At 69.0% G+C, this 11971-nt stretch carries 9 protein-coding genes; 5 read left to right on the forward strand and 4 right to left on the reverse strand.

Translation table 11 applies throughout. From position 1 onward, the window contains the following. Positions 1–8: 8 nt before the first annotated feature. From ACVTJA_RS32910 to ACVTJA_RS32920, 3 genes are read left to right on the forward strand one after another with little or no spacing between them, the layout of a single operon-like run. Entirely contained in the window at positions 9–1016 is a 1008-nt protein-coding gene (locus ACVTJA_RS32910; RefSeq protein ID WP_465825532.1) for a hypothetical protein, read from the forward strand. A gap of 11 nt (positions 1017–1027) precedes the next feature. Next, positions 1028–2365 carry a DUF4215 domain-containing protein gene (locus ACVTJA_RS32915; protein ID WP_465825533.1) on the forward strand — a complete coding sequence of 446 codons (1338 nt, stop codon included), beginning with the start codon at positions 1028–1030 and terminating at the stop codon, positions 2363–2365. Between the two features lie 47 nt (positions 2366–2412). Next, positions 2413–3450 (forward strand): agmatinase family protein, encoded by a 1038-nt coding sequence (locus ACVTJA_RS32920; protein ID WP_465825534.1) that lies wholly within the window; start codon positions 2413–2415, stop codon positions 3448–3450. 10 nt (positions 3451–3460) lie between these two features. Here ACVTJA_RS32920 and ACVTJA_RS32925 read toward each other — a convergent pair whose 3' ends face one another. Beyond that, positions 3461–4102: a response regulator gene (locus tag ACVTJA_RS32925; RefSeq protein ID WP_465825535.1), complete on the reverse strand. Its 642-nt coding sequence runs from the start codon at positions 4100–4102 to the stop codon at positions 3461–3463. A gap of 247 nt (positions 4103–4349) precedes the next feature. Between ACVTJA_RS32925 and ACVTJA_RS32930 the strand changes: the two genes are divergently transcribed. Together ACVTJA_RS32930 and ACVTJA_RS32935 are read left to right on the forward strand one after the other, a co-directional pair. Beyond that, a complete protein-coding gene (locus tag ACVTJA_RS32930; RefSeq protein WP_465825536.1) occupies positions 4350–5696 on the forward strand; it encodes a Do family serine endopeptidase in 1347 nt (448 codons plus the stop codon). A 69-nt stretch (positions 5697–5765) separates the two neighbouring features. Further along, positions 5766–7865, forward strand: coding sequence for a protein kinase domain-containing protein (locus ACVTJA_RS32935; protein ID WP_465825537.1), 2100 nt, complete (start codon positions 5766–5768; stop codon positions 7863–7865). A 39-nt stretch (positions 7866–7904) separates the two neighbouring features. On the opposite strand, the gene ACVTJA_RS32940 is transcribed toward ACVTJA_RS32935, so the two are convergent. The 3 genes from ACVTJA_RS32940 to ACVTJA_RS32950 are packed head-to-tail and all read right to left on the reverse strand — an operon-like array spanning position 7905 to position 11960. After that, complete coding sequence (locus ACVTJA_RS32940) at positions 7905–9713, reverse strand: ATP-binding protein (protein ID WP_465825538.1); 1809 nt, start codon at positions 9711–9713, stop codon at positions 7905–7907. Between the two features lie 48 nt (positions 9714–9761). Then, the gene (locus tag ACVTJA_RS32945) at positions 9762–10601 is read right to left on the reverse strand and encodes a hypothetical protein (RefSeq protein ID WP_465825539.1); all 840 of its coding nucleotides are present in this window, start codon (positions 10599–10601) and stop codon (positions 9762–9764) included. A 12-nt stretch (positions 10602–10613) separates the two neighbouring features. After that, positions 10614–11960 (reverse strand): GspE/PulE/PilB domain-containing protein, encoded by a 1347-nt coding sequence (locus tag ACVTJA_RS32950; RefSeq protein WP_465825540.1) that lies wholly within the window; start codon positions 11958–11960, stop codon positions 10614–10616. Positions 11961–11971 lie beyond the last annotated feature (11 nt).

Below are 11971 nucleotides of genomic sequence, written 5' to 3' on the forward strand. Positions count from 1 at the left end.
TGAGAGGAATGAAGAACAGCTTTCCGTCTGGAATGGCGTTGGTGCTGGTCGCACTGTGGACCTCCTCCGCCCTCGCGCAGCAGGTTCCCGCGCTGCTCGATGCCGGGGAGGGACATCCCTGGGTCACGGGTGTCTCGTTGAAGGAGCGGCAGACGGCGCGGGCCTTGTTCAAGGCAGGCAACGAGCGGCTGAAGGAGTCCCTCTTCGTCGAGGCCAGCCGCCAGTACCGCGAGGCGCTCGAGCACTGGAACCACCCGGCCATCCACTACAACCTGGCGCTGGCGCTGATGAACCTGGACCAGCCCATCGAGGTCCACAAGCACCTGGTGGCGGCGATGCGCCATGGGCCGGACCCGCTGGAGACGGGCAGGTTCGAGCACGCACTCGATTACAAGACGCTCATCGAGCAGCAGCTCGCCTGGGTGGATGTTTCGTGCGACCAGTCTGGGACCTCCGTGACGATGGATGGCCGGACGCTGTTCGTGGCACCCGGCCGCTTCCAGGGCCTGGTGCGCCCCGGCATGCACAGCATCGTCGCCGTCAAGGAAGGACACCTGACCACCGAGAAGACGCCGACGCTCATGCCGGGCAAGAAGGAGCACTTCGCCCTCAAGGTCTACACCGCGGCCGAGCTCACCGAGTACCGCCGGCGCTGGCCCACCTGGGTCCCCTGGACGGTGATGGGAACGGGACTGGCCGTGGCCGCGGGAGGCGGGCTCCTCCATCACGAGGCCCGAGGGCGGTTCAACGACTTCGACGCGGGCGTCACCGACTGCGGCGGCTGTGTTCCCGAGCCAGGGCTCGCACGGCTGCACAGCCAGGGCAACGTGATGCAGAAGGCGGCGGTGGCCGCGTATGCCGTTGGCGGCGCGGCGCTGACCACCGGCGCGGTGATGCTCTTCTTCAACCGGACCCAGCCACACCTCCGCTCGCCGAATGAGGCCGAACAGGTCGTGGCCGTCACACCAGTCGTCGGCGTCGGCGCTGGCGGTGTGCTGGGAACGTTCCGCTTCTGATGAGGTCCCCGATGAAACGTGCCCTCTTGTTTCCGCGCAGCGCTGCTCTCAACTCCACGCTTGCGTTGACGCTCCTCTTCCTCTCGACCCCTTCGTGCGTCGAACCCATGAGCACGACGTGTCCGACGGGAGCGGTCTGCCCTATCGGCCTGAAGTGCGCCGCCCACCAGTCGGTCTGTATCGAGAACGACTGTGGTGATGGCTTCACCCAGGATGGCGAAGCCTGTGACGACGGCAACGTCATCGATGGTGACGGCTGCAGCGCTGACTGCAAGTCCAATGAGGAATGTGGCAATGGCTTCGTCGACGAGCGGATCGGCGAGGTCTGCGACTACCGCAACAGCGTCAACGGACCTCTCTGTAACTCCGACTGTAAGTCCACGAAGGGCTGCGGTAACTCCCGCGTCGACCCGGGAGAGGCGTGCGACGACGGTAATAACGAAAGCGGAGACGGCTGCAGCGCCAACTGCAAGTCCACGGAGTACTGCGGCAATTCCTACCATGACAGTGCACGGGGCGAGGTCTGCGACGACGGCAACGCCCGCTCTGGCGACGGCTGCAGTGCCGACTGCCGGTCAATCGAAAAATGCGGTAATGGCTATCGCGACGTGAAGGAAGTGTGCGACGACGGCAACACCGTAAGTGGAGACGGCTGCAGCTACGACTGCCAGTCCACGGAGTACTGTGGCAACGGCTACGTCGATTTCGCGCGGGGCGAGCAGTGCGATGACAAGAGAAATGACAATGATGATGATTGCGTCAGCGCCACATGCCTGTTTGCCCGGTGCGGTGATGGCTACATCCACGAGGGCAAGGAGGCGTGCGACGACGGCAACTCCCTCGCCTGTGGAACCTGTGATTCCACTTGCTCACTGTCCCAGGATGCACGCGGTGCGAGCGGATCCATTACCGCGATTTCCGGCGACAAGATTCATGATGGTGAGTCCTTCTCCATCAGTGACGGTCAGACACGCCGAGACTTTGAGTTCACCAGTGACGGCGGAACATGCGACAGTCACATGCCAGTCAATGTCAGTGGAGAGTCCAAGAAGGGCGAGGTCGCCGAGGCCATCGCCAGCGCCGTCAGGCAAGCATTTGGCACTGCCTTGCGAGTCGAACATAAAGAGGGGACCGTCGAGGTCGCCGCTTCCCAGATGGGCTCCTTTGCGAATCTCCCCATCTTCGAATCTGTCGAAGACAAGGGCTTCACGGTGAGTGGCATGAATGGAGGCGCAGGCTACGACTGCCCGGCGGGCACCGGGTGCCGGGAGGACGTTGACTGCGAAGCAGACCTGGCGTGCCTGGAAGACCCGGCCACCAAGAGGAAGGAGTGCAGGGAGCCGCCCTGAGCGGAAGACCGTTGCGCCCGGAGCCCGTCCCCTTATCCTGCGCCGCCATGTCCACCCACTTCGACCCCAGCGCCGCCGCCCAGCCGGGCTCCGGCGTCTTTGGCCTCCCGCACTCGCCGGACGAGGCCCATGTCGTCCTCATCCCCGTGCCCTTCGAGGCCACCACCAGCTACGGCGGAGGCACCTCCGAGGGCCCCGCCGCCGTGCTCGACGCCAGCCGGCAGGTGGACCTCTTCGACGTGGAGACGGGCCGCCCCTATGAGCGCGGCATCGCCATGCTCGACGAGCCCCAGGAGCTGCGCGACTGGAACACCCGCGCCAAGGAGCGCGCCCAGGTCGTCATCGAGGCCGGCGGCATCCACTCCGGCGAGGCCGAGCTCATCAAGGCCTCCAATGACGTCAACGCGCTCTGCGACCAGATGAACGAGCACGTCTACCGCACCGCGAAGCACTGGCTGGAGAAGGGCAAGCGCGTGGGCGCGGTGGGCGGAGACCACTCGTGCTCGTACGGCATCATCCGCGCGCACGCGGAGAAGTACCCCGGCATGGGCGTGCTCCACCTCGACGCGCACGCCGACCTGCGCGTGGCCTACGAGGGCTTCACCTGGTCCCACGCGTCCATCATGTACAACGTCATGGAGCGCATCCCCGGCGTGAAGACGCTCGTCCAGGTGGGCCTGCGCGACATGAGCCAGGAGGAGTTCCGCTACATCGAGGACTCCAAGGGCCGCGTACACGGCTTCTTCGACGCCACGCTGCAGAACAAGCGCTTCGACGGCGTGCCCTGGAACCGGCAGGTGGACGAAATGGTCGCACTGCTCCCACAGCACGTCTACCTGTCCTTCGACATCGACGGCATGGACCCGGTGCTCTGCCCGCACACGGGCACGCCGGTGCCGGGCGGCCTGTCCTTCCCCGAGACGGTGGCGCTCATCTCCGGCGTCGTCCGCTCCGGGCGCACCATCGTCGGGTTCGACCTGATGGAAGTGTCGCCGGACCCCGAGGGTGGCGAGTGGGACGGCAACGTCGGCGCCCGCCTGCTCTACAAGATGATTGGCTGGATGCTGAAGTCGCAGAAGGCCTGAGGCCGCTGCCTCACTCGCCCCGCGCCTGCTTCACCGCGTTGGACAGGAGCACGTCGAACTCGACCGGCTGGAGCGCCATGCCTCCCGCCGCCAGCCGCGTCACGTCCTTCAACGTGCGCCCCAGCGCCTCCAGGGATTGAAGCTGCGCGTCCAGCGCCGCCAGCGCCGAGCGGTCCACCGCGGGCGCGGCCTCCAGCTGACGGAGCTGCGCTCGCGCCGCATCCAGCGGACCCTGGAGCGTCCGAGCCACCCACTGTCCCAGCGCCTCCACCGGCGAGCCCACTTCCACGGGCTCCGGGCGCGGCGCGGAGGCCAGCGACTGTCGGATGACGGACTCGAAGTCGGTGATTTCGAAGGGCTTGTGGAGGAAGGCCGAGGCCTCCGGCGCGCCCTGCGGCAGCACGGCGCTCAGGAGGATGATGGGCACGTCCTTGAGCTGCGTGTCCTGCTTCAGCCGGCGGCAGAGCTCCACGCCGCTGAGGCGCGGCATCATGTGGTCCGTCACCACGAGCTGCGGCCTGCGGGCCCTCGCGAGCCCGAGCGCTTCCTCGCCGTCTCGCGCCCTCAGGACGTCGTGGCCCAGGTCCTCGACCACCTGACTGAGGACCTCCAACACCGCCGGCTCATCGTCCGCGACCAGGACGAGACTCATACGCTTCCACTCCCTCGGCTCCAGCGCGCCTCGTCTCGACGGCGCGCTGCCAGGATAACGGCCTCCCCCGACGGTGCATGGCCACCGGGGTGAGCGCGTGCATCCTGGAGATGCAATCGTTCACGGATGAGCGGACTGATCTATGAAGAGCGGCGCATCGCCACCAGCGACTGGGAGCTGGGCTGCGGCCTTCCCGACAGTCGGGTTGTCACGCGTGAGACATTCGCTGGTGGCACGGAGGATGGGAATGAAGCCTGGAGTCATGAGGTGGAGCCTGGTGGTGCTGGCCCTGCTGGCCTCGGGAAGCGCGAGCGCGGACCTGGCCCGGCGCCGGGACGCCATCGTCGAGGTGGTGCAGAAGGTGTCCCCGGCCGTCGTCTACATCGGCACCGAGCAGGAGGTGGAGTCGCGCTTCCGCGGCCGGCGCTCCCCGCTGGAGGAGTTCTTCGGCGGCATGGGCGGCGGCGAGCAGGAACGGCAGAAAATCGAGGGCCTGGGCAGCGGCGCCATCATCGACGCGTCCGGCACCATCGTCACCAATGACCACGTCATCCGCGGCGCCTCGGCCATCCACGTGGTGCTGGCGGATGGGCGTTCGTTCGACGCGGAGGTGATTGGCAGCGACGCGGCCAATGACCTCGCGGTGCTGAAGGTGAACGCGCGCGAGCCGCTGCCCACGGCGAAGCTCGGCACCAGCTCGGACCTGATGATTGGCGAGACGGTGATTGCGATTGGGAGCCCCTTCGGCCTGAGCAAGACGGTGACGGCCGGCGTGGTGTCCGCCACGGGGCGCACGTTCCGCGCGGACGACCGCGTCTACAACGACTTCATCCAGACGGACGCGGCCATCAACCCGGGCAACTCGGGCGGGCCGCTGCTCAACGTGGATGGGGAAATCATCGGCATCAACACCGCCATCTTCGGCGGCGGCGCGCAGGGCATCGGCTTCGCGATTCCCGCGGACAAGGTGCGGCGCATCGTCGACGAGCTCACGCGCTTCGGGAAGGTGCGGCCGGCGTGGGTGGGCATCGACACGATGGACCTGCAGCCGCGCGTGGCCAGGCAGCTCGGGTGGGACCGCGCCTATGGCGCGCTGGTGACGAGCGTGGAGCCCGGCAGCCCCGCGGCCCAGGCCGGCGTGAAGCGCGGTGACGTGGTGGCGGAGCTGGGGGGTTCCCGCATCCAGGATGCGGAGGACTTCGAGACCCGCGTGCGCGGCTACCCGGCGCGCTCGGCCTTCCCCGTCGTCCTGTTCCGCGACGGCGGCACACGGACGGTGCAGGTGACGCCGGTGGAGTTCCCCGCCCGCATGGTCGAGGGGCTGGCATGGGAGCGGCTGGGACTGAGGGTGAAGGAGGTGAAGGGCGTCCTGGCGGTATCGGGCGTGCGGCCCGACTCGGCGGCGGCCGAGGTGGGGCTGGAGCCGGGAGACATCATCCTCCGGGTGAACAACCAGCCGGTGCCCACGGCGGATGCGTTCCGGGAGGCGCTGCTGACGGCGCGACGCGGACGGAGCGTGTTGCTGCTCGTGCGGCGGGGCCGGTACGGGTACCACATCACGCTGCCCTTCGAGCCTCAGGGGCAGAGCCTCTAGGGTGCTACAGGTAGGGGGCCGGGCGTCCGGGATTTCTGGACTCGTGCGTCTCGCACTAGCATGGGGCGTATGAGTTCGGTCCGTTACCAGTCCCTCGGTCCCCTGCTGGCCGGGGAAGGCTCGCGAGCCTTCCTCGGGTTGGCCCTGGAGGACGGTTCGCCCCCCCGCCCCGTGGTGCTCATCTGGGCGCCGCAGGAGATTGCGCAGAACCCGGAGATGACGGCGAGGCTGCAGCGCGAAACCGCGCGCGCGCTCGTCTTCGAGCACCCCAACATCCTCCGCGTCCACGGCCTGGCCCTCCAGGACGGCGGCGTGGCGCGCGTCACGGAGTTCGCCGACGGCGAGCCGCTGCGCCGTCTGCTGGAGGCCCACCCTCGCCTGCCGCCACAGTTCGCCGCGCTGGTCATCGCTGACGCGGCCATGGGCCTGCACTACGCGCACGTCGCGGGCAATGACGACGGCACGCCGCTGGTGCACGGCGACATCCGCCCGGAGACGCTGATGATCTCCTTCGGCGGCGTGACGAAGGTGACGGGCTACGGCGCGCTGGGCGTGGCTCCGCGCGAGCGCGACGGCAAACGCGTGAAGAACCGGCGAAAGTACAGCGCTCCGGAGCAGTTGCTGGGCGGGCGCGAGGCCGTGAACGTGCAGTCGGACGTGTTCCTGCTGGGGCTCGTGCTGCATGAGAGCCTGTCGGGGAAGATGCCGTTCAAGGAGACGGCGGACCCGGACAAGGCGGTGCTGAACCGCTCGCTGCCGCCGCTGCCGCAGGACGTGCCGCTGAAGATTGACGCGGTGGTGCGGAAGGCGACGACGAAGCGCGCGTATGACCGGTATCCGACGGCGCTCGCGTTCCGCGAGGCGCTGGTGGAGGCGGTGGGTACGCTGCCCACGCACGCGCAGTTCGCCGAGTTCATGGCGAAGTACTTCCCGCCCGAGCACGAGGCGCGGGCGGCGCGGCGCCGGGTGATTGAGGCCGGCATCGCGGAGGTGATGCAGAAGGCCGGGATGTCGCCGCCGGTGGTGGCGGAGTTCCTGGCCCGTGGGGCGCTGCCCGCGGGTGTGCTGCCGGCGAAGTGGCCGGCACTGCCGGGGCAGCTCTCTGTGTCGGGGCCGGTGAACCTGAGCTCGGCGGCTCCCGAGGGCGCGAGCACTGGGGCGGATGCGCAGGCGGCGTCCGCGGGCCCGACTACCGGCTCGCATGCGCAGGTTCCGAGCACCGCGGCGCAGGGGCCGTCCACCGGCTCTCACGCGCAGGTCGCGAGCACTACGGCACAGGGGCCATCTACCGGCTCTCATGCACAGGTCGCGAGCGTTGCGGCGCTGGGGCCGTCCACTGGCTCTCACGCGCAGGTTCCGAGCACTACCGCTCAGGGGCCGGCGAGTGGCTCTCACTCGCAGGTGTCGGATGCCGCGAGCACGCCGGCTCCCGCAACTGGCACGACAGGCTCGAATGGAACAGTGGCTCCGGCTCCTGTTGCCGCGAACCCCGCTGCGGGAGCCCAGCCAGCGGGTGGTCCGGTTCCCGTTGGTGCCGCGGCCGCCGCGAAGCCGTCACGTGCGTGGATTGGCCTGGTGGTGATCGGCCTGGTGCTCACGCTCGGCGCGGCGGCGGTGGTGCTCAAGCGGCTGCCCTCCAACATCGAGGCCGAGGTCGACGCGGGCGCAGCTTCCGTGACGCCGCTGGACGCAGTCGCCGATGCGGGCGCGACAGCCAAGGCAAGCGTGGTGGACGCGGGCATCCCGATGGGCATGCTCGACCTCACCGTGGAGCCGCGCGTGGAGGCGTCCATCCCGGGCCAGTACCTGGGACGCACGCCGCTCTCCGCGTCCGTGCCCGCGGGCCGGCACGTGCTGACTCTGAGCAACCCGGTGCTCGGCATCCAGGTGACTCGCACCATCACCGTGCCGGCGGGTGGCCGCACCGCGCAGCAGTTCTTCCTCAACAAGGGCTTCGCCACCGTGCGCGCGCCGAAGGGGGCCATCGTCACCATCGACGGCCGCCTCGTGGGCGCCGCGCCCGTCGAGGAACTGGACCTCTACGAGGGTACGCACCAGCTCCTCGTCGTGGTGAACAACTCGCGCTGGCAGCGGACGTTCAAGCTCGAATCAGGCCAGCGCGTCGCGTTCGACGTGGACTTCGAGGCGCCTCCTGAGGAGGAGCAGTAAGCACAGTGGTGGCCCCGCGCCGTAACACGTGGCGCGGGGTCAGCTTCGCAGCAGCGCGAGCAACTGCTCTGTGTCCACGGGCTTCGTCAGGTAGTCACTGGCTCCGGCGGCGAGGCACTTCTCGCGCTCGTCCTTCAGCGCCTTGGCCGTGATTGCGATGATGCACAGGTCGGCGAAGCGCGGGTCCTTCCGGATGGCGCGCATCGTCTCGTAGCCGTCCAGCTCCGGCATCATCACGTCCATGAGGACGGCATTCACGTCCGGGTGGGCATGCAGCGTGTTGATGCCCTCACGGCCGTTCTCCGCGTGGAGCACCTCCAGCCCTCGGCCTTCGAGAACGCTGGTCAGCGCGAAGATGTTGCGGATGTCGTCGTCCACGACGAGCACCTTGCGCCCCGCGAGCCCCTCCGTCGACGCGGCTGTCAGCGGCGGCACGTTGCGTACGATAGGCTCCGGACTCGGAACGACCGGAGCGCTCGCGCTCGATACTTCCTCCGGGCCCACGTAGACCCGGGGCAGGAACAGCGTGAAGGTGCTCCCCTTCCCCGGCTCGCTCTCCAGGTGCAGCTCCCCGCCGAGCAGCCGCGACAGCTCGCGACTGATGGAGAGTCCCAGACCGGTGCCTCCGAACTTGCGGCTGGTGCTGCCGTCCGCCTGCTGGAAGGCCTCGAAGACGAGGTGCTGCATCTCCTTCGGAATGCCGATGCCGCTGTCCACCACGCTGAAGGCCAGCACACGGTCGGCGCGATTGAGCAGCTCGCTGTCGAAGCGCTGGCCCTCCACCGTGCGGATGTGCAGCTCCACGCGCCCGGTGTCCGTGAACTTGAAGGCATTGGAGAGCAGGTTCTTCAGCACCTGCTGCAGGCGCTGCGGGTCCGTGCGCAGGCCGTACGGCAGCTCGTCGCCGAGCGTGACGCTGAAGCCCAGGCCCTTGTGCTCGGCCACGTGCGTGAAGCTCCGTTCGACGAACTGCTTCAGCTCGGAGAGCGGGACGTCGCACGGCTCCACGCGGAGCTTTCCGGCCTCCACCTTCGACAGGTCGAGGATGTCGTTGATGAGGTTCAGCAGGTCCGCGCCCGACGCGTGGATGGTCTTCGCGTACTCCACCTCCTTCGGGCTCAGGTGCTGTTCCTTGTTCTCACAGAGCACCTTCGCGAGGATGAGCAGGCTGTTGAGCGGCGTGCGCAGCTCGTGGCTCATGTTCGCGAGGAACTCGCTCTTGTACCGGGACGCGAGCGCGAGCTGCTCCGTGAAGCTCACGTTGTCCGTGAGGTCCTTCCACACGCCCGTCACGCCCGGAATCCGAGGCTGTTCCGCGACCTTCCCTTCCGGGCCCACCTCCTTCGCGACGCGCGTGACTTCCGCCGCGAAGGCCTGGAGCTGGTCCACCATCGTGTTGATGGTGTTCTTCAGCGCGAGGCTCTCGCCGCGCACGTCCACGGTGACCTTCTCCGTCAGGTCACCCCGGGCCACGGCCTCGCTTACCTTCGCGAGGCACCGCACCTGCGCGGTGAGGCTGGCGGCGAGGACATTCACGCCCTCGGCAATCTCCTTCCAGGGGCCGGACAGGTCCTTCAGCTCCACCTGTCCACCCAGCCGTCCCTCGACGCCCACCTCGCGGGCGACTCGCGAGACTTCCGCGACGAAGGCGGACAGCCGGGCCTCGCGCCCTGCTTGCAGCGCGACGCCGGTGTTGAAGGCCTCCGCCAGCCGGTCCAGCAGCGGATTCACACCGTGCAGCGGAAGGCGCAGCCAGACGTCTCCCCGGTTGGCAGCCTCCATCGCGGCGAGCAGCGCGCGGAGCTGGGCTTCCTCGCTCGGAGTCTCATGAGGGTTCTTGGGGTCCACGGCGGCTCCTCGTGCGGCCCGATATGCGGCCGGGCGCTCGGACCGGCATCAGCGCAGGTGCGCCGAAAGCGATGGCCGGTACATCAACGTCAACTGCCGGACACGCCTCCGCTCCGACTCGACGTGCAGGGCAACATCTCCCACGTCCCACCGCTTCCAGCCCTTCCCCACCCGGCTCGGTGCTCCCCAGCTCTCCAGCGGGCCTGTGGAACCACCGGGCGTAACACCTCGGACTTCGACGGGCTCGGCCAGGTGGTCCGGCTTCAGCCACACCGTCGAGATGCGCCCCGCGAAGTCGCACGCCAGCTCCAGGGGACGCTCCGCCTGCTCGATGCGCTCGACATACGCGCGGGCGCGCGTATCCGTCCCGCTCATGCCCAGCAGGTCCTCCGGCGACGCGGGCTTGCCCTCACGGATGGGCACTTCCAGCGGCTCCCCTTCTTCCAGCCGCTCCCGCCGTCCCTGCGGGTCGGGCTCGAAGCGGCAGCGGGCCACGACGCCGCCGAAGTCACGGGCCACGTCGATGCCCCGCGACGTGAACCATTCAATCAGCGAGTCGTCCGCCTCCGACTCCCGCACGAGGTAGTCGGCCAGCGTGGCGGCGTCACACGAGAGCTGCCCCTCGGTGTCCAGCCTCACCAGCGGCGCACGGGTCAGCGCAAGACGCGGCCGGTGCTTCCAGAGCGCGAGCCAGCTCCCGTCCGCCACCTCCGCGATGAAGTGAAGCTCGCGAAACATCCGTTTCCACGAGGCCCGCACCCGCGCATCGAGCCCTTCCGCATCAAGGTAGCCGGACGGTGTCTCTCCCTCCTCGCACCACCGGAGGCCGGCCACGGGAGACTTCCGGGCCGCCCTCAGCAGCTCGATATCCGGAGGGAGCCGAGCCATGACGGAAGGTCCCTACGCGCTCTTGCGCCGCCGCATCATCGCCTCGTACGAGCGGCCCACGCTCTGCGAGAGGATGAGGAGCTCGCCGACGTCGGGCGGGGTGAGCTGGTCCGGCCCGTTGTCCACGTAGAGCAGGTGCACCACCTTGCCGCGCACCAGCAGCGGGAGGATGACGGCCGTCGTCGGGAAGCCGCCGCCCAAGAGCTTGTAGAACACGCCCATCGCCGCGTCCCGCTTCACCGGGCCGATGAAGTGCGAGCGCGTGTCACGCACGAGCCGGAAGGTGCTCTGCTCCCTCAGCGCCACGCCGATGCGGCGCACCGCCGCCTCGCGCACGCCCGCGCCCATGCCGTGCCAGCCCGTCACGAGGCTGCCCTGCACCGACAACAGGAGGTTCCGCTTCCACTTGCCCAGCGCGAAGCGCAGCACCGTGCGCGCCACGTCCTCGCGGTCCGCGCTGCGTGCCAGCTCCGCCTGCGCCTCGGCGAAGGTGAGCGGCGTGGGCGGCGGCTCCGGAGGCCGCTGCACCGGCGGGGGCTGAGGAGTCGCCGCCGCCATGGGCGCGGCCGGACGCTGCGGCTGCGCGGGCGGCACCGTCGTCACCGGCGGCGGCGTCATGGGGAAGGGCTGCGTGGGCACCACCGGCACCGGGCGCTGCGGCTGCACCGGGACCTGGACCTGCGGCGCCACCGGCCGCTGCGTGACAGGGGCCACCGGCGCGGGCACGGGCTCCACCACCTCCACGCCGGTGATGACCTCCTCCGCCTCGGCGTGGTCGGCCTCGTAGTCCGCGCCGCCGCGCAGCGCCTGCGCGTAGACGGACTGGAACTCCTCCTCGCTCATCAGGTCGGGCGGCCGCTCGTCCGCCTTCGCCAGCTCCGCCTGCGCGCCCGGCGCGGGCCTCACGCGGATGGCGTTCATGTCGATGGCGCGCAGCGGCCGGAACGCCTTGCAGTGGCGCCGCAGCATCTGGTTCATCCGGAACTCGGGGATGACCACCGGCACCACGCGCTTGCCCGTCTTGAAGGCAATCTTGTCCAGCGTCTCGAAGTCATGCGGATTGAGGACGGCGACGCTCAGCCGCGTCGCGTCCACCCGCATGGGCAGGTATTCCTTGTCGTCCGCGTGGTTCGCCGACACCAGCGCGAGCGCCTTCGGGTCCGGCACCAGCTCCCCGGAGGCGAAGGCCGTGTTGTGCAGTTGACCGAGCGTCTTCGCCAGGTCCTGCTCGGACAAAAGACCCAGCTCCACCAGGTTCGTCCCGAGCCGCCCGCCGTGCACCACCTGCGCCTCGAGTGCCTCCTCGATTCCCTCGGGCGTGACGAGGCCTTCCTTCACGAGCAGTTCACCCAGGCGCATGGCCCTGGCTT

The sequence above is a fragment of the Pyxidicoccus sp. M6 genome (assembly GCF_055568925.1).

Excerpts from the sequence above, each read along its gene's own strand:
- ACVTJA_RS32910 (WP_465825532.1), top strand. The coding sequence starts at position 9 with ATGAAGAACAGCTTTCCGTCTGGAATGGCGTTGGTGCTGGTCGCACTG.
- ACVTJA_RS32915 (WP_465825533.1), top strand. The coding sequence starts at position 1,028 with ATGAAACGTGCCCTCTTGTTTCCGCGCAGCGCTGCTCTCAACTCCACG.
- ACVTJA_RS32920 (WP_465825534.1), top strand. The coding sequence starts at position 2,413 with ATGTCCACCCACTTCGACCCCAGCGCCGCCGCCCAGCCGGGCTCCGGC.
- ACVTJA_RS32925 (WP_465825535.1), bottom strand. The coding sequence starts at position 4,102 with ATGAGTCTCGTCCTGGTCGCGGACGATGAGCCGGCGGTGTTGGAGGTC.
- ACVTJA_RS32930 (WP_465825536.1), top strand. The coding sequence starts at position 4,350 with ATGAAGCCTGGAGTCATGAGGTGGAGCCTGGTGGTGCTGGCCCTGCTG.
- ACVTJA_RS32935 (WP_465825537.1), top strand. The coding sequence starts at position 5,766 with ATGAGTTCGGTCCGTTACCAGTCCCTCGGTCCCCTGCTGGCCGGGGAA.
- ACVTJA_RS32945 (WP_465825539.1), bottom strand. The coding sequence starts at position 10,601 with ATGGCTCGGCTCCCTCCGGATATCGAGCTGCTGAGGGCGGCCCGGAAG.
- ACVTJA_RS32950 (WP_465825540.1), bottom strand. The coding sequence starts at position 11,960 with ATGCGCCTGGGTGAACTGCTCGTGAAGGAAGGCCTCGTCACGCCCGAG.